This window comes from Teredinibacter sp. KSP-S5-2, assembly GCF_032773895.1.
Taxonomy (GTDB): domain Bacteria; phylum Pseudomonadota; class Gammaproteobacteria; order Pseudomonadales; family Cellvibrionaceae.
Genome location: NZ_CP120416.1, coordinates 4,180,165 through 4,200,389 on the forward strand (window position 1 = coordinate 4,180,165; position 20,225 = coordinate 4,200,389).

Below are 20,225 nucleotides of genomic sequence, written 5' to 3' on the forward strand. Positions count from 1 at the left end.
AATAATTCCTTGCAGCCAATTTCCTGCATATTCAATTATTTATCATTTATATAGCAAACTGAACACCACCCCACGATTGCATTTTTATTTCAAAACAGAAAATAAAAAGCGCTCACGTACAGAGATTGCATTACAACCATTTTCCATGCATAAAAAAACCGGCCTAAGCCGGTCTTTTGAATTCCAATGAGGGGAATCAATGGGCTTTTTCGCCCTGCTGCTCAGCTTCTGCCTTAGCTTGAGCTTCTTGCATGGCTTTGGCAAAGATTGCATCAAAGTTAATCGGAGGCAAAGCCAACGGAGGGAAACCTCCACGGACAGTCATGTTGTCAATTGCTTCGCGAGCATAAGGGAAAAGAATTTGTGGAGCAGCGGATGTTAACAGGTGCTGTAACTGAACTCCTTCAACCCCATCAACAAAGAAAATACCGGCCTGATGCACTTCACACAGGAAAGCGGTTTTATCTTCTGCAGGCTTCACAGTTACAGTCAATTTCAAGATAACCTCGAACAGGTTTTCCTTGATTTTGCCGACTTCTGTATTTAGATCCTGTTCGACTTTTGGCTTCCACTCAGGGTAGGACTCCAGAACTCCCGGCGCCTCGAAAGACATGTCTTTTACATAAATTTTCTGGAGCGCAAATTGAGGCACATTAGCATTGCCACCGGCGGCTTGGTTTTCTTCTACAGGAGTATTTTCTTCAGACATGACTTGGCCTTTGTATTCTTGAATATAAATAATCTAATAATGCGTTTACCCATCAAGTTGGGGGTCAACACCGGTTTATCAAGCCCCTACGCTTTCACTACCGGAAGATTTTGTGATTGCCATTCGGTCATACCGCCTTGCAATCTCGCTGCCTGATAGCCATTCTCTTTTAGGGTTTTAGCAGCCACCCCGGAGTGTTGACCCATTTTATCGATCACTACAACGGTTTTACTTTTGTGCTTTTCCAACTGGCTTAGCTGGTTTGCCAGTTTCGTATGCGGGATATTAATGGCATGAGCAATATGACCACCGGAAAACTCGCTTGATTCTCTCACATCCAGAAGTAATGCCTGGTCATCGTTAAATAACCGGGTCATCTCGTGGTAAGACAAGGTCTCACCACCACGTTTGCCCTCAACAAAAACCAGAGCCGCAACCAAAACAGCCAGAATACTCAACAATACCCATTGTTCAGCAATAAATAATGTCCAATCCACAGGCGGATACCCTTACATAACATACATATTTTGAGAGCGGCGAGTATACACGATCACGACGTGAATTTGTCCCCTCCAATTGACTAAGATCTGTTCTAAGGTTTATCCAAGCTATGTCAAAAAAATATTTGATATCAATGGAATGTCATCGATATGCCATTGGAGTAGCGACTGCAAAGCGCGTAAAATACCGGCCATTCGAATTTGCCGTACCTTATTCGGCCCTCCGTTAACACACAGGAAACGCTATGACTGATGTAAGTAAACCCGTCGCTCTCATTATTTTGGATGGTTTTGGCTATTCGGAAACCGATAAATACAATGCTATCCGTGCAGCAAAAACGCCAACATGGGACAAAGTGTGGGCCTCCGCACCAAAAACGCTAATCGGCACTTCTGGCCTTGCTGTTGGTTTACCGGAAGGTCAAATGGGTAACTCTGAAGTTGGCCACATGACTCTAGGTGCTGGCCGGGTGGTATATCAGAACTACACTCGCATCAATAAGGCCATAGAAGACGGCGACTTTTTCACCAACAAAGTTTACGTTGACGCGATAGACAAAGCCAAAGACGCAGGAAAAGCCGTCCATATTCTAGGGCTACTATCTCCCGGCGGCGTTCACAGTCATGAAGAACACATGTTTGCCATGGTGAAAATGGCCGCACAGCGCGGTGTGAAAAAGATTTACCTCCATGCACTTCTTGATGGCCGTGATGTGCCACCACGCAGCGCGAAAGAATCTCTGGAGAAAGCTGAAACTCTATTCCGCGAGTTAGGCGTAGGCAGAACCGCTAGTATTTGCGGACGTTATTTCGCAATGGATCGTGACTCCCGCTGGGATCGAGTCCACTCGGCATACGATTTGCTGGCCTCCGCCAAAGCTGAGTTTGCATCATCTTCAGCAGTAGATGCGCTGGAAGCTGCGTATGAGCGAGATGAAAACGATGAATTCGTAAAAGCCACGGTAATCACTGACGAAAATGGTAAGGGCGCACCAATGGAAGATGGTGACTCTGTTATTTTCATGAACTTCCGCCCTGACCGCTCACGTCAAATCACCAATGCATTTGTCGACGAGAACTTTGACGGATTCGTCCACAGTTTCAGACCCAAGCTGGCTGACTTTGTGATGACCACTGAATACTCCGCCGATATCAAGACCCCTTGCGCATTTCCACCAGAAGATATTGTTAACTCATTTGGTGAAGTGGTTTCAAAAGCAGGCAAAAAACAACTTCGTATCGCAGAAACCGAAAAATATGCCCACGTTACCTTTTTCTTTAGTGGTGGTCAGGAATCACTATATGAAGGCGAAGATCGCATTCTGGTTCCTTCACCTCAGGTTGCAACTTATGATCTCCAGCCAGAAATGAGTGCACCGGAAGTAACAGACAAGCTGGTTGAGGCTATCGAGTCAGGCAAATATGACGCGATTATCTGTAACTACGCAAACTGCGATATGGTTGGCCATACCGGTGACTTTGATGCAGCAGTTAAAGCGGTTGAAGCGGTTGATGCATGTTTGGCAAAAGTGTTTGCGGCATTGGAAAAAGTCGGTGGGGAAGCGTTAATCACTGCTGACCACGGTAACGTCGAAGAAATGTTTGACGATGTTTCAGGCCAAAAACATACTCAACATACAACCCTACCAGTTCCTCTCGCCTATGTAGGCAATAAAGATATCAGTTTACTGGAAGGTGGTTTGGCCGACATTTCACCGTCTATTCTGGACCTACTGAATGTTGAGCAACCTGCTGAAATGACAGGAAAAAGCTTAATCTCCCGGAAATAAATTCCTCTAGCTCCAAGGAGGGAGCTTACAATTTCACAATGTCAGGTTACACTTGTGGCCATGCATTCGATCAACACACACATATTCCGTCCACTACTGATAATACTCGCGCTATTCATCGCGGGGATATCGCCGTGTCATGCGGACGAGCAGCAGGATAAAGTTCGTCTCGAAAGATTAAAACGCTCAATTAACGAGCTAAAAGCAGAGCTGGAAAAAACCAAATCCAGTCGCGATGAGGTACTAAAAAGCCTGGAAAAAACCGAAAAGGAAATTGGCCAGCTAAACCAAAAGGCAGAAAAGCTTCAACAAAAGGTGAAGGATAGCCAATCTAACCTGGACTCACTGCGCGATGAACGAAGCCAGCTGAATCAAAAAAAAACATCTCAGAAAAACCAGGTATCTCAGCATATTAATGCCGCATACCGTTTGGGAACCCAGTCCAATATTCGATTACTGCTCAACCAAAAGGACCCGACAACTGTCGCCCGCAACCTGAAATATTACGATTATCTGGTTAAAGCCAGAGCACAAATTATCTCTGACTACACCGATACGATTGAGCGTATCAATACAATCGAACCCGAGATTGCCTACGAGGCACAAAAGCTACAACAAAACTACAACGATCTTAAGAAAAAGCGAGACCAACTCGCCAGTGCTCAAAACCAGCGACAGGCAACTATTGCCAAACTAACCCAGAATATCAGCAGCAAAGGGCAAAAACTCGAGGCTTTACATAAAGACAGGGATCGCCTGGAACGGCTCCTAAATCAAGTTACATCATTAATAGAAGATATCGATGTACCAGGCGCGAAATCCAGTTTTGTCAGCTTGAAAGGGAAACTTCCATGGCCAACCCAAGGTCGAATCAAGCACCAGTATGGTTCCCGCAGAGCAGATGGCCAACTTCTCTGGGAAGGGTTGATGATCGATGCCAAAGCCGGCGCACCGGTCAAAGCCATCCATCACGGACGCATTGTTTTTTCAGATTACCTTCGTGGTCACGGACTCTTGATTATTATTGATCACGGTTCAGGTTTTATGTCGCTCTATGCACACAACCAGACTCTGTATAAAGAAATCGGGGAATGGGTGGAAGCCAACGAAACCATTGCATCGGTTGGAAACAGTGGAGGCCTCGACCAGGCCGCGTTATATTTCCAACTAAGACGCAACGGCAAACCAACAAATCCAAAATATTGGATTAAATCAGCATAAGAGTTAAACGATAAAGCGATTATTCTTATACACTTAGATAAACACAGCTAAGTGGCACAATTGGGGTTATAACAATCATGGCTTGGTTTACAACAAAACAAACACCGGCTTTTTTCATTGTAATGGTCGGCCTATTGATGGGACTAAGTGTTTGTTCACAGTCAGACGTCGCACAAGATGATGAAGCAGGGGAACCAACACCACCCGCTCAAACTGAAAAAGTCAGCGTATTGCCCCTCGAAGATCTACGAGTCTTTACCAAAGCATACGACCATATTCGTAACGCCTACGTTGAGGAAATCGACGATAAAACATTACTTGAATATGCTATTCGTGGAATGCTTCAACAACTGGATCCCCATTCAGCCTACCTGGATGAGGAATCCTCAAAGGAACTCCAGGAACATACTACAGGCCAATTCGGAGGCCTCGGAATTGAAGTAGGCATGGATGAAGGCTTTGTTCGCGTCGTATCCCCAATCGACGACACCCCTGCAGCGCGCGCTGGCGTAGAAGCCGGAGACTTAATTATTAAACTCGACGGCATCACCGTAAAAGGACTCACCCTAAACGAAGCGGTTAAGAAAATGCGAGGCCCCAAAGGCTCAGACATTATTCTAACCATTGTCAGAGAAGGGGTTGATAAGCCATTCGATATAAAAATCACTCGCGACACAATAAAAGTCCGAAGTGTTAATTCAAAACTCATCGAAGATGATTTCGCCTATATTCGTATCGCTCAGTTCCAGCTTCGAACAGCGGATGATGTCAAAAATGGTCTGGCCAAACTACAGGAAAAAAATGCCGATATAAAAGGCTTGGTGTTAGACCTGCGCAATAATCCCGGTGGACTATTACAAGCAGCGGTGGAAGTATCTGACCTGTTTTTGCAATCAGGAAAAATTGTTTACACCGAAGGACGTATAGCCAACTCCAACACGGAATACACGGCATCTCCTGGAGATATCAGTCAGGGTTTACCGATCGTTGTACTCATTAATGGTGGCTCCGCATCAGCTTCCGAAATTGTTGCCGGCGCTCTACAGGATCACAGAAGAGCACTATTAATAGGCACCCAGAGTTTCGGCAAGGGCTCAGTACAAACGATTATTCCCGTGACTGAAACCAAAAACGTAAAAATCACAACCGCGCTTTACTTCACACCAAAGGGACGCTCAATACAGGCTCAGGGTATCATTCCTGATATAACGGTTGAACGGGTTCGAGTAACCGCCGTACAAAAGCGTAACGGGGTCAGTGAAGCAGATCTGTCTGGGCATATCAAAAACGCCAAGGGCGGAAAAGATATTCAGTCAAAAGACAAAAAAGCAGAGGAATCTGCGCAGGAATTATTTAATCGGGACAGCCAGCTATACGAAGCCTTAAATATATTAAAAGGTATTCACTTGCTTAGCCAGCAAACATCAACCCCTGAGCAGGAACAAACCAGCGATGCGGTTGACGGCGACAACAACGTTGACATCAATAAAGACGCGCAATAGCTATTTAAGTAAACCATGCAGCAACGTTTATTGACGCGACTTTTGCTCGCCATCGCACTACTTTTGTGTACGGTGGCGAAAGCAACGAACCTTGGCCCCATAGCCCCAGAAGTAACAGCGCCTAAAATCGCGATCATCATTGACGACATAGGCTACCTGCTTTCTGAAGGACAACAAACCCTCAAACTCCCGCAACCAGTCACTTTATCTGTCATTCCATTTACTCCCTACGGTGTGGACCTGGCGCAAAACGCACACGATCTGGACATAGAAATCATGCTCCATGCACCGATGGAAATTTCTGGAAACAGACCTTGGGAAAATGGGTTAAAGGAAAATATGTCTCGCCAGGAAATTCAACAGAAACTGGATGACATGCTAAGGAATATTCCTAACGTAGCAGGTGTTAACAATCACGGAGGAAGCAAGCTTACAGAGCGGTTAGCACCGATGACCTGGGTTATGGAGCGGCTTAAAGCCGACCAGCTGTATTTCATTGATAGCCGTACTTCGATCAACAGCCAGGCTGCTCATGCTGCCGCCTATCTGGATTTAAACTACGCCTCTCGCGACGTATTCCTCGACAATACCCTGGATGCTGAATCCATTAGACATCAAATAACACGCTTAAAAAATAAAGCACGTAAACACGGCCACGCCATCGCCATAGGGCACCCACACAAGCTGACGCTGGAAATCCTACAGCAGGAAATTCCCCAATTAAAAAATGAGGGCTTCGAACTATTAAAAGTTTCCGAACTTCTCGATTATATTCATACGCCTCCAGCATCCTGACCGTTCAAACCCCACTCCGCCCCACCTATCGAGCAATTCACACTCTTTATGTGACAAGCATCACATTTAAGACCAAAAACAACTGCAGGATTGAATCACAAGCCTATAATTTGATCAGCGGTCTCGGTACCGGGGTGTGTATTGGCACAAAAATAGCTATACGAAAACGTGACAGAATTCAAAAAAAGTAATTCTTTCTAAAAAGTATAGTGTTTTCAAGGACTTAACACTTACACCCAATTATCGAGGCGCTGTTGGTGTCAAAAATACTGACATAGGGGTGCCGAAGCTCGAAACCTAGATGCTTTAGCAGAACACTTAAAGGAAGTTGTAATGAGAGAAGATGTTATGAACAGAAACGGTGAAGACGGAGTTGCACTACCAAATCGAAACAGTCGATACTTTCAAAAAGGTAATTACTGGTATTACAGTACACGAGAAGGTGTTGATATTGGCCCATTCGACTCACTAAGCGAAGCGGAAACCGGTGCCAGCGACTTTATCGATTTTATTATTCACGCAGAACCCTCTATCGTTCAAACATTAACGCGCTACGGTCGAGCAGCAGCTTAATCAAACGCGACCCAGTATTCTTTAAGGCCAGACACGATGTCTGGCCTTAATTCTATCTGAATAGTATCCCCAGGCTAAATTATTTGCTCAATCGTTCGAGCGATTTCATTCTTGCCAGCCAAGCCAAAACCACGCGTATTACAAGCGGACTTCAATCCCCTGCTCTTGCATATATTTTTTTGCTTCGGGTACAGAGTACTCACCAAAATGGAAAATACTGGCCGCCAGCACAGCGTCTGCTCCGCCCAATTTGACTCCATCAACCAAATGGCTAAGGTCACCAACGCCACCAGAGGCAATCACTGGTACACATACGGCATCACTAATAGCTTTGGTCACACCCAAATCAAATCCATTTTTAGTGCCGTCGCAATCCATACTGGTCAGCAGTATTTCGCCTGCACCGTAATCCACCATTTTTTTGGCCCACTCAACAGCGTCAATGCCGGTTGGTTTCCTCCCCCCGTGAGTGAAGATCTCCCACTTGTCCGGCTCACCTTCCTTGCTGACTTTTTTTGCATCAATGGCGACGACAATGCATTGCGAGCCAAAGCGTTCCGCAGCCGCTTTCACGAACTCAGGGTTCTTCACCGCCGCTGAGTTAATCGAAACTTTATCTGCACCCGCGTTCAACATATTTCGAATATCAGACAACTCACGAATACCCCCACCAACTGTCAAAGGTATAAAAACCTCGGCAGCTATCTGCTCGACAATGTGTACCGTTGTGTCTCTGTCTTCATGACTGGCGGTAATATCCAAAAACGTAATTTCATCAGCCCCTTGCTCGTTGTAGCGTTTTGCCACTTCTACCGGGTCACCGGCATCCCGAATATCAACAAACTGCACGCCTTTTACCACGCGCCCTTTATCAACATCCAAACAGGGAATAATACGTTTCGCTAATGCCATAACACTTTACTCAAAATAACTTCGCTAAGCGGGTTTGTTCTTGGTTTCTAGGATTCAGAATCGCAGTAGGTTTGTGCTTCAGCAACATCCAGAGTGCCTTCATAAATCGCACGACCAGTAATTGCCCCCATGATTCCAGAAGAGGATTTTGCCTGTAGCGCACGAATATCATCCATATTGGTGATACCACCCGATGCAATAACCGGAATAGGCGAAGCCTCGGCCATTTCCACTGTGGCATCTACGTTCACCCCCTGCATCATGCCATCTCTGGCAATATCCGTGTAAACGATAGAACTGACGCCGTCATCAGCAAAACGCTTGGCCAGGTCCGTTGCTTTGGTGGTCGAAACTTCCGCCCAACCATCTGTCGCGACCAAACCATTTTTCGCATCCAAACCAACAATGATGTGACCTGGAAATTGCTTACACATCTCTGTCACAAATTCTGGTTCTTTGACCGCTTTGGTCCCGATAATGACGTAGCTCACACCAGCATTCAGATAGTACTCGATGGTCTCTGCCGAACGGATACCACCACCAATTTGAATAGGAAGGTCAGGATAGGCTTTCGCAATCGCCGTTACCACACCACCGTTTACGGGTTCACCGGCAAAAGCGCCGTTTAGGTCAACTAAGTGCAAACGTCTACAACCCGCATCCACCCATCGTTTTGCCATGGAAACAGGATCGTCAGAGAAAACCGTCGAATCCTCCATAATGCCTTGCTTCAATCTGACACAAGCACCGTCTTTTAAATCAATTGCAGGGATAATAATCACCCAAAGCACTCCCGTTTTTATCAAGCAATGGTATTTATAGCTTCGAACATATTCGTGAAAGACAAAACCATTGCAAATAGCGTTTTAAAATTTGCCATCCCAAGAGACGAAGTTTTCCAATAGCTTAAGGCCATTGGTATGACTTTTTTCAGGGTGGAATTGCGCGGCAAAAACGTTGCCGCTGGCAATGTTCGTAGTAAACGTCAGACCATAATCGCTGGTGCCCGCCTGACAAGCAGTATCTGCTAACTCGACATAATAGCTATGTACAAAGTAAAACCGACCATTGTTTTCGATACCGTCCCACAACGGGTGATCAAGCCTATGCTCGACGTTATTCCAACCCATATGGGGCACTTTTAGCCGTTCAGAGGACTGCTGAAATTGTGAGTTATTGGCAAAGTTTTTGACTTGCCCTTTAAATACACCCAAGCACTCAACACCGTCATTCTCCTCAGAAAATTCCATCAGCGCCTGCATACCCACACAGATTGCCAGAATGGGTTTACCGGAATCGATGTACTCTTTCACGGCCTTATCGAATTCCAGACGGCGAATCTCCGCCATGCAATCACGAATGGCACCGACACCAGGGAAAATAACCGAATCAGCATCCGCAATTTCTTTCCGGTCACTGGTCACAGTAACGGTTAATTCCGGCGCAACATGGGCTACGGCACTGGCCACGGAATGGAGGTTACCCATTCCGTAGTCAATCACTGCTAATTTCTTTTTACTCATATGAAAAAATCACGACAGGGAAAGAACACTGCGGCTCTCTCTTAACTAACTATAGCGTTCCCTTGGTTGATGGCATGGCACCACCCAGTCTCGGGTCAACTTCCAAAGCCATTCTCAGGGCGCGGCCAAATGCCTTGTATACCGTTTCAATCTGGTGGTGCGCATTCGCACCGCGTAAACAATCGATATGCAAGGTTACCTGGGCATGGTTGACAAAACCGTGGAAAAACTCAGAGAACAACTCAGTATCAAATGATCCGATACGTTTTTGAGTAAAGGGAACATTCATTACCAAGCCGGGTCTGCCGGAAAAATCGATAACCACTCTGGACAAGGCTTCGTCCAGAGGAACATAGGCATGGCCATAACGGCGAATGCCTCGTTTGTCTCCGACAGCTTCTTTCATCGCTTGTCCGAGTGTAATGCCGATATCTTCGACACTGTGATGGTCATCGATGTGGGTATCACCATCGCAGGTTACATCCAGATCAATCAAACCGTGACGGGCGATTTGATCCATCATGTGCTCCAAAAACGGCACCCCAGTATCAAATACGGCTTTCCCCTCTCCATCGAGGTTCAAGCTCACGGAAATCTTGGTTTCAAGCGTATCTCGCTTGACCGATGCTTTGCGTTCAGCCATGACCATAACTCTTCATTTATCTTACATTTGGCAATAGGCCGGCAATTATAGCGGGCAGGGGCCGCTAAGGGCTAGGAAAGATGTTTACTCTGACTACAAATCACCTGATTGACGCTCGTCAAACCGACTAAAATTCAAACAGGGTAGCCTAATCCGATATTCATCAAATAACGATATAACAAAGGAGCTAACTACATGAACGATGCAGTATTTTTTGGAGGAATCGCCTTACTCAGCAGTATGGGCGCAATTGTCGTGGTGGCCGCGCTTGCGGGTGTATTACTAAAAGTTCTCGATTCCCATATTGATCATGGAGAAGAACACTAAACTCCATCCCCTTCTATATACGGAGGGGTGAACTCACCCCCCTCTGTAACTGTCATACCTTTCACAACCAATAGCTGGCAAACATCGCCTTATTAGTAATGTTCAACAGTGATAGAGAGAATGACAGAACTGACTTCCCACCCCGAAGAAGATAAAAAGAACCCCTGGCGCAGCCTGATTGGCTTTGGAGTGCTATTACTTCTCGCCTATTTCGCCAATGTGAAATTGCAATCCTATTTGGGACGTCAGGCTTTCGACGCAACTGGTCTGGCAGAAATACCCCTGGAACAAGCCCTTGAGAAAGCCCGCAAGGAAAATAAACTGGTACTCGCGGACATGTCAGCAATTTGGTGTCCAGCCTGTCGAAAACTAGACAAAAATGTGCTGAGCAATAACGATGTGCAGCAAGCCATCAATCAAAAATATATTTTTACCCGCATTGAATACGAAACAGAAGCGGGTAAAGCTTTCAGTCAAAAATATCAAGTATCCGGCTTCCCTACATTGCTCGTTCTCGATACCAAAGGCACATTGGTACGCAGATTACCACTTACATTTGACACCAAAGCTTTTCTTTCTAATCTATAAAAAACCTAGCTAAACAACCTACACCCCAAAGCAGCAGTATTTCTCTGGCAATAAAATTCAACGTATGCGGGTAGGCTGGTTTACAATTGCCGCCCCACTAACAAGTTGAAGTGATATTTCGTGCTAAAAATTGCATTGCTGGGTTATCGCAGCCACCCGTATGTGGGTGGTCAAGGCATCTATTTAAAATACCTAAGCCAGGCGCTGGCGGATATGGGACATCAGGTGGATGTCTATTCCGGCCCGCCCTACCCTGAACTCGACTCGTCAGTAAACCTGATTAAAGTCCCCAGCCTGAATTTATACGAACATGAAAATCATGTCCGGGCACTACGCTGGCATCATTTGAAATCTTATACCGACACTTACGAATGGTGGGAAATGCTAACCGGCGGCTTTGGCGAACCATACACATTTGGGCGCCGGGTGTATAAGCTTTTGAAGAAACAAAACTACGATATCATCCATGACAACCAGAGCTTAAGCTTCGGTATATTGAAGCTTCACCAACGACACAAAAATGTGGTGTGTACCATTCACCATCCAATCCACAGAGACAGAGATCTGGCAATTGAAGCAGCTAAAGATAAACTCTATAAATCTTTAGCTAAACGCTGGTACAGTTTTATTAACATGCAGGAAAAAGTTGTCAGCAAAATACAACATGTTGTTACCGTCTCAGAGACATCACAGAGAGATATCGCAGAGTGCTTCAACCGCTGTAGTCAATCCATATCTGTCATTCCAAATGGTATCGATACTAAAACCTTTAAGCCCTTAGGCCATATTGAAAAACGTCCATATCGAGTTATTACCACCGCGTCATCGGACCAACCACTGAAAGGCCTGAAGTATTTATTGGAAGCATTTGCCCAGCTAAAAAATCAATGCAAAGAAACACACCTTGTGATTATTGGCAAATTAAAAGAGAACGGCGATGCAGCCAGGCTTATCTCAAAGTACCAGCTGCAGAATGCGATTACATTTAAGCACGGCCTCTCCACCCCGGAGCTGGTGGAGGAATACAACAAAGCTGTTGTCGCAGTCTGCCCTTCCCTCTATGAAGGTTTCGGTTTACCCGCTGCAGAGGCGATGGCTTGTGGTTTACCCGTTGTCAGTACGGACGGTGGCGCATTGCCAGAAGTCGTGGGCGATGCTGGAGTGATTGTTCCCGCAGCAAATGCCCCCGCCCTTGCGAACGAGCTTCTAACAATACTATCGTCAGAACAGCAGCGAAAAGATTTAAGTATTAAGGGGCGCAAACGTATCGAAGAACAATTCTGCTGGTCTCGAGTAGCACAGCAAATGACAGACTTTTACCAATCGCAAGTCATCGATCATGCTCACGGTTAACTTTAAACACATTCCCATACGCGCTAACGATTACGTTCTTGATTTAGGATGTGGAGAAGGCCGACACGCTATCGGAACTGCATACTATTTTCCCGAATCCACCGTAATTGGCTTGGATCTCAGCTTTCAAGACTTACAAAACGCGCAAAGTAAAAGCAGAGATTTTTTTGGAAAAAAAACCTGCACTTTTATCCAAGCAAATGGCTTTCATCTCCCCTTCAGCAATGAAGCTTTCGATCATATTATCTGCTCTGAAGTACTCGAGCATATTCAGGATTATCAAGCTTTCCTCATAGAAATAACGCGGATCCTAAAACCCGGTGGAAGCCTATCCATCTCAGTACCGACCCGTTGGCCAGAAAAAATATGCTGGAGTCTGGCCGAAGAGTATGCCCAAGTCGAAGGCGGACATGTGCATATTTTTAACCTTCGTCAATTGAGTGAAGACATCGTACAACTGCGTTTTAATTTTATTCGCCAACATAAAAGCCATGCTCTGCATACGCCTTACTGGTGGCTAAAATGCATGTTTTGGAATGCAAAAAAAGAAAATATTCTATTACGCAGCTACCATAAATTATTAGTTTGGGATTTATTAAAGCGCCCATTGATTACCCGAGCCCTGGAACAGATTCTCAATCCGTTTTTGGGAAAAAGCCACGTAGCCTATTTCAAAAAAGCACATGACAAAACTGTCTAACACTCAGTCACTGCAGACTCCCCATCGATTAGAAGAAGCGGCCGGCTACATTTTATTCTGCCAACTGGATACAGGCGCTATCCCCTGGTTCCCAAATGGCAAGCTCGACCCTTGGGACCATGTAGAGGCTGCCATGGCTCTCAATATCACAGGTCACACAACTCAAGCGAGACAGGCCTGGCTCTGGCTTTTTCAACAACAAAATGATGATGGAAGCTGGTTTTCCAACTATTTAACCCCTGATCCGGAACAGCCTCTCAATCAATTCAAAAAAGAATCCAATTTTATTGCTTACCCGGCAACCGGTGTTTGGCACGATTACCTCATCACCGGAGACAAACAACAAGCAAAGAAAAGTTTTCCATATATTGAAAAAGCCATAGATCTGGTTGTGAGCTGGCAATCGGAAGAGGGCGAGATTCTCTGGGCAAAATCTGAACAGGAGCAACTAGCAAAAGATGCCCTTGTCACTGGCTGCGCATCCACCTTACGAAGCCTGGAGTGCGCTATCAATCTGGCAAACCTTTTAGATGCGGAAAAAGCTCACTGGGTAACCACACATAAACAGCTGGCGTATACACTAAAGAACAAACCCTGGCGCTTTGATCGCACCTGGGAGTCCAAGCAACGTTTTTCCATGGATTGGTTTTACCCGGTGTTAAGTGGTGCCTACTCCGAAAACGAAGCAAGAACCAAAATAGAATCTCGCTGGCATGAATTTTATAAAGCGGATCTCGGCTGTCGCTGTGTGAATGACCATCCGTGGATCACCATTGCGGAATCCTGCGAGCTTACTATGGCACTTATTGCTGCGGGGAAAAAAGAAACTGCCTTCAAGCTGTATAACAACTTGGCAAGATGGCAGGATACCGACGGAGGTTACTGGACAGGGTATGTATATGAAGACGATGCGATATGGCCAGAAGAAAAAACCAGCTGGACAGCCGCCGCCTGCATTTTAGCAGCCGATGCCCTGTTTCACATTTCCCCGGCTTCTACTCTCTTCACCACACCGGCCTATGTGGGCTAACAATAGAATACGAAACTTAGCTCACTCTTTTTAAAATCGCCAAAGACATTACTCTGTCCTGCAATTGATAACGGCCTGAATCCAGCACAGCCTTCATACCAAGGTACGGCCCTTGACCACCGTTCTCTGGCGATTCGAAAATATCGTGAATCGCTAAGAAGCCACCGACGGCAATATGCTCTGCCCATGAAACACAATCGGCCATAGACATCTCGGGACTGTGCCCACCATCCACAAAAACCATTCCTAAAATACCGCTCCAGTGTTTAACCAAGGTTTCCGATGCGGTAACCATTGGCACAACACTTTGCTCCAAGCCTGCCAACATCAGGGTTTTACGAAACTCAGGAAAGCTATTCATGCACTGATTGGCGGCATCATAAAGCGCTTCATCGTGATACTCCTCACCATACTGGTGCTCTTCCGATCCACGATGATGATCAACCGAATACAACACGCCGTCCGCTTCTTTGCATGCAGTACCCAAATAGACACTCGACTTTCCGCAATAACTGCCGATTTCCAGAACCGGCCCAACCGAAGCCGCTAGTTTTGCATATTGGTAAAGTGCGGTACCCTCTTCATGACAGAGGAACCCTTTAATGGAATGAGCTTGCAAAAAATTGTGAATGTTTGATATAGACATAGAGCTTCATAAGGCAAGGTCACCAGGGCCAACACCCTATGATGACATTTAGAGTTAACGTCGCAACAAATAACAAATACTCAGTAATAATACCGAGTGCAATACAACGATTGATGATAATTCCAAATAGAATGATACCAACTCACATACCTCTGACGCACATAAAAACGTATTATTTTCTGCAATAAATAATTAACGTACGGGGGGCGTACACCCCATAGGAAACCAGGAATAGTACGCTATCCAGAAAAGACTGTTGAGTTTCAACTACCGCAACATGTTCTGCTCCACCACAAACTTCTGCTGCGTTTACATTTGTTCTTTGTCCAATTCCACCGACGAAGAAATGATGCATTTTTGTTACACCAACGGAAGAAGCGTCTTCGTTTTGTATCCGAATTGTTTGACGCGCACAGCTTGCTAAAAGAAAACAACACAGTAGCACTACCCATGTTTTCATTTCTATCACCTCTCAGATTCGTATAACCAATAAGACCGAATCACTGAGCGTTAATGTACTCCTAAAATAATGAGAGGACTGTTACGTTTTGTCTGAATTTAGAGATGAGATAAATTGCGAGAAAAGAATATTTATAGAAAAGCTCTACTAAAACCGGGGTAATACCAATAACAAACGTCAGCCAGTAATGTTTACCGGCCAACGATTTGATATAACTAGCAAAGAATCAAAAGACTTACCAACCTGTTGCAGCACTCCACTCAGGACGTACCTCTGCTCGATAAAAAGTATCTTTCTGATTGTGTTTGTGTAACTTCCATCCTCTATTGAAGAAATATTGCTGCTTAGCATTTAATCTTAACGGCCCAGACCGGCGTGTATTACCGTGACCGTAGCCTGGATCACCGTTTTGCCAGATTTTAACGTGAAAGGTTTTGATAATTGCATCGTGATAACTGGTGTACACCCCTCTGCCTTTCCATTGGGGGTGACTGATAAATGAGCCCGCAACAACCATTTTTCCATATGCACCGCTGATTGATGTAACTTTCAGTTTTATACCTGCCGCAGCGTTACCACTTCCGCCAACATGCAACCAACCATCAGCGTGCTGTACAAAGCCTCGCACCCAGTATTCATCTGCACCAATTAATGACATAACCCAGGTAATCCCGGTCTTGCCATCTTTTAACACACCATCCCAAATTACACCTCTAGGTAGAGTCTTCCAAATACCCAGTTCTACACTCATTTGTATACATCCTTCTAATGCTACAACTTACTCTATACAAATGGACTTTCCATCCATCAACTATGCTTGATGACCGTTTTCTACCTATCCACCACTGGCTAATCAAATAACAGGTGATATAACCTGACGGATTCTGCCCAATTACGCCAGAAAACCCACTTACACTGTTGACTCTGATAATAGCGAGTATAAAATCAGCAGCAGCTAGAAAGTGTAGCCTATTTATTATTGACCTCGTCGCAAGCCAGTCCATGACGCTTCGCACTGTTGTTTATAAGTAGTAGCAGACTTCCTATCGCAATCGTCTTGTTAAACAAGACACATTATTACTTGTAAATGTACAGGAATTAACATCATGTCCAACAAAGTTACTGGAACCGTTAAATGGTTTAATGAATCCAAAGGGTTCGGCTTCATCGAGCAGGAATCTGGTCCAGACGTTTTCGCTCATTTCAGCGCAATTCAAGGCTCAGGCTTCAAAACTCTTGCCGAAGGTCAGAAGGTTGAGTTTGAAATCACCAGTGGTCAAAAAGGCCCTCAAGCGGAAAACATTGTAGCCCTATAGGCATTCATGAAAAATAGGGCAAACATGCCCTATTTTCTCTTCTCAATTACCACTTTTCTGTGGTTATTAAGGCCAGATATTATGCAGTAGCAGATCTAGCCTGTTCAGTATGTAATCCAATATCTGCCCAGCATTATCGTTGCTGGGTAATTTCTTTTGTCAGCTGTCTGGCAAACTGATGAAGCAAATCATTCAGCCCTGCCACATAAGCCTCAGGTTCGCTCCCATTGGTATCTGCGGAGAACGAAACGCGCTCATGCTTGATCAAAGCCCTTCGATTGGCATCCACTAGGCTCCATCGAGCAGTCAGGTTCACCTTACCACCACGAACACCAGAGAAATCCTCTATTTCTATGCGGAGCTGTTTTTCCGGTCGGATACGAGCATCCCAGGGAAAACCCTGGATATTGTGGCTACCCAAAGCAGAAGACAAGTCACCAACCAGAACACGAACGATGGCATCATCCAGCGGCCCGGCCCACACATGAACGCCTGACACCCGTACCTGCTGAGAAGGAGTCCTGCTGACTATTGCACCGCTGCTCAGAAAATCAGGCAAGATAACCGGACCCACACCAAGACTGATCTGAACTGCTGTATCCGATGCCAACGCCTGATCGGCAAACAATGAATAGTATTGCGTTTTCGGCCCACTGGAACTGCACCCCAATAGACACAGCACTGCCAACAAGGTATATATTTTCAAGTTTGTCATAAGTTACCCCTACCGGGTCTGGGCCTTAGTGAATGCTTAGTTCTCTTTATCAGTACCATATATGAGCGCATTGGGATGACGGTTCAGCTCATCCAAAAAGCGCTGCACGGAATCCGCAGCACTGCCAACGGATTTAAGCGTACCGTTCAGTTCATGCTGTAACTCAGAATCAGGGGCAATGACCTGGTCAACACTTTCCATTGCCTGCGACAATTTGTTCAGCGCGAGGGACAAATCCTGAACCGCATGATCAATCTTACCCGCAGTATTATTGCTTTCCAGCGCGCCCAGTATTGTTTTTAAACTGGATAGACTGTCCGCCAAATCCTCTCCAATATCATCGAAGGGAACCGCTTCTATTTTCTCCAAAATAACAGAAACCTGAGTAAGCATTTCTTCACTTGGGTCAGAATGTGTCGGCAATTCGGTGTAATTCGAACTGCGCACCAGGGGCACCGAATTCGGTTTGTCGGTATAAACCAGTTCGATTAACTTCGAGCCGGTTAAAAGGTTTCCAGAAGACATTCGTGCTCTCAAGCCATGCTTAACCAATGTTTCGATAAAGGTATCCGCTTCTTCCCGAGTTGGGCTGGCCTCAGAATCCAAACGTTGTGGTTCGATTGCGATATAGACATGCAGGCTGTTGGGCTTGTTATCGGCGGAAACCAAGTCAATATCCACCACCTCGCCAATTTTTAATCCACGAAACTCTACCGGCGCACCGACAGACAAACCTTTTACAGATTCGCTAAACTTTAATAGGTAGTAATAGCGAATGTTGTAACTACCGTCTTTCACCGACTCCCTATCCGGATACAAACTAAAACGATAACCTTCCTCCGCAACTTCCGCATCTTCAAAACCAGCTGCGGTTTCGAACGCAATACCACCACTCAATAGCGAAACCAGCGACCCCATATTTGCGGTCACGCCTTCCGCACCAACTGACACATCCACCCCACTCACATTCCAGAAATGTGTTTTGGTTTGTACTAACTGGTCATAGGGAGCCTTGATGAATACATTAATATTTACCCGATCGTTAGCTTCAGCCAACTGATAACCTGTCACCTCACCCACACGAATCTGACGAAAATAAATTGGTGAACTAATATCCAAAGATCCCAAGTCTGCCGACTCTAAAACATACTGTGTGCCCGGATCATCGGAAACAAACACCGGGGATGAATCCAAACCATCAAACTCCGTGGCATATGGCCCATCTTCACCAGGGTCCATAACAATATACACACCGGAAATCAGCGTCCCCAGGTTAGACACCCCTGTCGCACTGATCTTGGGTTCCGCCACCCAGAATCGAGTATTCTCACTGAGGTGATTTGCCACATCACGATCAATTTCAGCGAACACCTGAACCGTTTTCAAGTCTCCACTTAATTTCACTTTCTTAACCACCCCGACTTCGACGTTTTTTAATTTAATTAACGTCTGACCAACAATAATGTCCGACGCCTTGGTAAAGTTAATTTGTATTTCCTCCCCCTTTTCCAAATGCGCCTGAATAACCAACGATAACGCGATAATGAGTGCAACAATTGGCACTATCCACACCGGTGAGATGGTAGGAATGTTTTTTACGTCGGCTTTATTCAGTATCTTCATTCTCTAGGGCATCCCAAAGTAATCGAGGATCAAATGATTCGGCGGCAACCATGGTCAGCACCACTACCGCACCAAAAGCAATAATTGCAGGTTCAGGTTCAACAGTATAAACAAAACCAAATTGGACAATCGCGACGAGCATGGTGACGACGAACACATCCACCATGGACCAGCGTCCGACAAACTCGGTTAACTTATACAAAAATTGGCGGTGCCGAACACCGGTCTTCATTTTGGTATGAACAGACCATACCAAATAAGAGAGCACAACTAACTTGGCGATAGGCACCAGGATACTGGCCACAAACACCACAATCGCAATCCAATACAGTTCTGCGGTAATGAGTTCTACCACTCCGGAAAAAATCGTATCCGTTTCAACTACACCCAGCGACGAATATGTCATGATGGGCAAAATGTTTGCTGGGATATACAAAATAGTGGCGGCAATAATTAACGCTGTAGTTTTTTGCAAACTATTTGGGATTCGCTTATGCACTTCAGCATGACAACGAGGGCATTGCCCTGTTGATTCCACGATCGATTTCCCCACCATTGCCTGGCAAACCTGGCAATCGTATACCCACTCCAACTCATCACGACAGAAGTAGTTATTTGTTTCAATCCAGGACCACAATCTCCGTCGGTCCAACTTGAGGTAAGCAAGAATCAAAACGGAAACCAGAATAAAAAACGCATAGGCACCTTTTTCAAAGTGCAAAATAGCCATATCGTTCAGCTTTACCGAAGCCACCAGCATCCCCAATAAAAATACTTCCAGCATACTCCAGTCCTGTGCCTGGGTTAACCAACGTAAAATAATTCGCTGGCCGGGTACTTTTTTATTGAGGTTGTACGGAATTAATAAATAGAGAAAAGAAAATATTTCAAACAAAGGAAAAAGGAATACTGTAGTCAAAACCAAGCTGGCGAGTAACCACTGATTTCGATCGAACAATGCCCAAAACCCATCCAGAATAGTCGCGGTTTGACTCTGTGAGCCAACTTCCAACGTCATAAAAGGAAAAGCATTACTGAGGAAAAAAAGCACTAGGGAGGTAACGGCTAGCGATAATCCCCACCCCAACCATTTACTACGGCCGATATGTAAAACACTGTTGCAATTACAACAGATCATTTCACTTTCAGCCGATATGGCGACCACCTTTTGCAACTCGCCACACGAATGACACAACAACCAGTTTTTATTAACTGCGAAGACTTCGGCTTCAGGATCCGCAAAAACAACCGCATTAGGACTGGGCGTAGTTGATGTACTTTTGCGTTGCACGAAATTTC

The 20,225-nt window shown here is 45.4% G+C and carries 23 protein-coding genes; 11 read left to right on the forward strand and 12 right to left on the reverse strand.

Annotation, left to right across the window (positions count from 1 at the left end):
* Positions 1 to 196 precede the first annotated feature (196 nt).
* On the reverse strand, positions 197 to 709 hold the full coding sequence (gene secB / locus P5V12_RS17720) for a protein-export chaperone SecB (protein WP_316954431.1): 513 nt from the start codon (positions 707 to 709) through the stop codon (positions 197 to 199).
* A gap of 86 nt (positions 710 to 795) precedes the next feature.
* Positions 796 to 1,206, reverse strand: coding sequence for a rhodanese-like domain-containing protein (locus P5V12_RS17725; protein WP_316954432.1), 411 nt, complete (start codon positions 1,204 to 1,206; stop codon positions 796 to 798).
* Between the two features lie 248 nt (positions 1,207 to 1,454).
* Between P5V12_RS17725 and gpmI the strand changes: the two genes are divergently transcribed.
* The 5 genes from gpmI to P5V12_RS17750 all read left to right on the forward strand — a co-directional run bounded on the left by gpmI (position 1,455) and on the right by P5V12_RS17750 (position 7,090).
* The gene (gene gpmI, locus P5V12_RS17730; protein WP_316954433.1) at positions 1,455 to 2,999 is read left to right on the forward strand and encodes a 2,3-bisphosphoglycerate-independent phosphoglycerate mutase; all 1,545 of its coding nucleotides are present in this window, start codon (positions 1,455 to 1,457) and stop codon (positions 2,997 to 2,999) included.
* A 60-nt stretch (positions 3,000 to 3,059) separates the two neighbouring features.
* The gene (locus P5V12_RS17735; RefSeq protein ID WP_316954434.1) at positions 3,060 to 4,220 is read left to right on the forward strand and encodes a murein hydrolase activator EnvC family protein; all 1,161 of its coding nucleotides are present in this window, start codon (positions 3,060 to 3,062) and stop codon (positions 4,218 to 4,220) included.
* Between the two features lie 137 nt (positions 4,221 to 4,357).
* Positions 4,358 to 5,722 (forward strand): S41 family peptidase, encoded by a 1,365-nt coding sequence (locus tag P5V12_RS17740; protein ID WP_410483344.1) that lies wholly within the window; start codon positions 4,358 to 4,360, stop codon positions 5,720 to 5,722.
* A 15-nt stretch (positions 5,723 to 5,737) separates the two neighbouring features.
* Entirely contained in the window at positions 5,738 to 6,517 is a 780-nt protein-coding gene (locus P5V12_RS17745; protein WP_316954436.1) for a divergent polysaccharide deacetylase family protein, read from the forward strand.
* Positions 6,518 to 6,850: 333 nt separating this feature from the next.
* Complete coding sequence (locus tag P5V12_RS17750; protein ID WP_316954437.1) at positions 6,851 to 7,090, forward strand: DUF6316 family protein; 240 nt, start codon at positions 6,851 to 6,853, stop codon at positions 7,088 to 7,090.
* Positions 7,091 to 7,228: 138 nt separating this feature from the next.
* Here P5V12_RS17750 and hisF read toward each other — a convergent pair whose 3' ends face one another.
* From hisF to hisB, 4 genes are all read right to left on the reverse strand, one after another.
* A complete protein-coding gene (gene hisF / locus P5V12_RS17755; protein ID WP_316954438.1) occupies positions 7,229 to 8,002 on the reverse strand; it encodes an imidazole glycerol phosphate synthase subunit HisF in 774 nt (257 codons plus the stop codon).
* Positions 8,003 to 8,049: 47 nt separating this feature from the next.
* Complete coding sequence (gene hisA, locus P5V12_RS17760) at positions 8,050 to 8,784, reverse strand: 1-(5-phosphoribosyl)-5-[(5-phosphoribosylamino)methylideneamino]imidazole-4-carboxamide isomerase (RefSeq protein WP_316954439.1); 735 nt, start codon at positions 8,782 to 8,784, stop codon at positions 8,050 to 8,052.
* An 84-nt stretch (positions 8,785 to 8,868) separates the two neighbouring features.
* Positions 8,869 to 9,525, reverse strand: coding sequence for an imidazole glycerol phosphate synthase subunit HisH (hisH, locus tag P5V12_RS17765; RefSeq protein WP_316954440.1), 657 nt, complete (start codon positions 9,523 to 9,525; stop codon positions 8,869 to 8,871).
* 49 nt (positions 9,526 to 9,574) lie between these two features.
* A complete protein-coding gene (gene hisB, locus P5V12_RS17770) occupies positions 9,575 to 10,168 on the reverse strand; it encodes an imidazoleglycerol-phosphate dehydratase HisB (RefSeq protein ID WP_316954441.1) in 594 nt (197 codons plus the stop codon).
* A 195-nt stretch (positions 10,169 to 10,363) separates the two neighbouring features.
* Between hisB and P5V12_RS17775 the strand changes: the two genes are divergently transcribed.
* From P5V12_RS17775 to P5V12_RS17795, 5 genes are all read left to right on the forward strand, one after another.
* Positions 10,364 to 10,495 (forward strand): hypothetical protein, encoded by a 132-nt coding sequence (locus tag P5V12_RS17775; protein WP_316954442.1) that lies wholly within the window; start codon positions 10,364 to 10,366, stop codon positions 10,493 to 10,495.
* Positions 10,496 to 10,615: 120 nt separating this feature from the next.
* Complete coding sequence (locus P5V12_RS17780; protein WP_316954443.1) at positions 10,616 to 11,083, forward strand: thioredoxin family protein; 468 nt, start codon at positions 10,616 to 10,618, stop codon at positions 11,081 to 11,083.
* Positions 11,084 to 11,203: 120 nt separating this feature from the next.
* Positions 11,204 to 12,436 carry a glycosyltransferase family 4 protein gene (locus P5V12_RS17785; RefSeq protein WP_316954444.1) on the forward strand — a complete coding sequence of 411 codons (1,233 nt, stop codon included), beginning with the start codon at positions 11,204 to 11,206 and terminating at the stop codon, positions 12,434 to 12,436.
* A complete protein-coding gene (locus P5V12_RS17790; protein ID WP_316954445.1) occupies positions 12,423 to 13,136 on the forward strand; it encodes a class I SAM-dependent methyltransferase in 714 nt (237 codons plus the stop codon). Before P5V12_RS17785 ends, P5V12_RS17790 begins: the two co-directional genes overlap by 14 nt.
* Entirely contained in the window at positions 13,120 to 14,166 is a 1,047-nt protein-coding gene (locus P5V12_RS17795; protein ID WP_316954446.1) for a prenyltransferase, read from the forward strand. Before P5V12_RS17790 ends, P5V12_RS17795 begins: the two co-directional genes overlap by 17 nt.
* 16 nt (positions 14,167 to 14,182) lie before the next feature.
* Here the strand turns inward: P5V12_RS17795 and P5V12_RS17800 are convergent, their stop codons facing one another.
* From P5V12_RS17800 to P5V12_RS17810, 3 genes are all read right to left on the reverse strand, one after another.
* Positions 14,183 to 14,806: a class I SAM-dependent methyltransferase gene (locus P5V12_RS17800; protein WP_316957446.1), complete on the reverse strand. Its 624-nt coding sequence runs from the start codon at positions 14,804 to 14,806 to the stop codon at positions 14,183 to 14,185.
* 178 nt (positions 14,807 to 14,984) lie between these two features.
* Positions 14,985 to 15,272 carry a Bor family protein gene (locus P5V12_RS17805; RefSeq protein ID WP_316954447.1) on the reverse strand — a complete coding sequence of 96 codons (288 nt, stop codon included), beginning with the start codon at positions 15,270 to 15,272 and terminating at the stop codon, positions 14,985 to 14,987.
* Between the two features lie 235 nt (positions 15,273 to 15,507).
* On the reverse strand, positions 15,508 to 16,023 hold the full coding sequence (locus P5V12_RS17810) for a hypothetical protein (RefSeq protein WP_316954448.1): 516 nt from the start codon (positions 16,021 to 16,023) through the stop codon (positions 15,508 to 15,510).
* Positions 16,024 to 16,378: 355 nt separating this feature from the next.
* Here P5V12_RS17810 and P5V12_RS17815 point away from each other — a divergent pair, with 355 nt between their 5' ends.
* Positions 16,379 to 16,588: a cold-shock protein gene (locus tag P5V12_RS17815; RefSeq protein WP_316954449.1), complete on the forward strand. Its 210-nt coding sequence runs from the start codon at positions 16,379 to 16,381 to the stop codon at positions 16,586 to 16,588.
* A 133-nt stretch (positions 16,589 to 16,721) separates the two neighbouring features.
* On the opposite strand, the gene P5V12_RS17820 is transcribed toward P5V12_RS17815, so the two are convergent.
* From P5V12_RS17820 to P5V12_RS17830, 3 genes are read right to left on the reverse strand one after another with little or no spacing between them, the layout of a single operon-like run.
* On the reverse strand, positions 16,722 to 17,303 hold the full coding sequence (locus tag P5V12_RS17820; protein ID WP_316954450.1) for a PqiC family protein: 582 nt from the start codon (positions 17,301 to 17,303) through the stop codon (positions 16,722 to 16,724).
* Between the two features lie 36 nt (positions 17,304 to 17,339).
* Positions 17,340 to 18,926, reverse strand: coding sequence for an intermembrane transport protein PqiB (locus P5V12_RS17825; protein ID WP_316954451.1), 1,587 nt, complete (start codon positions 18,924 to 18,926; stop codon positions 17,340 to 17,342).
* Positions 18,910 to 20,217: a paraquat-inducible protein A gene (locus P5V12_RS17830; protein WP_316954452.1), complete on the reverse strand. Its 1,308-nt coding sequence runs from the start codon at positions 20,215 to 20,217 to the stop codon at positions 18,910 to 18,912. The genes P5V12_RS17825 and P5V12_RS17830 overlap by 17 nt, the downstream gene beginning before the upstream one ends.
* Positions 20,218 to 20,225: the final 8 nt, after the last annotated feature.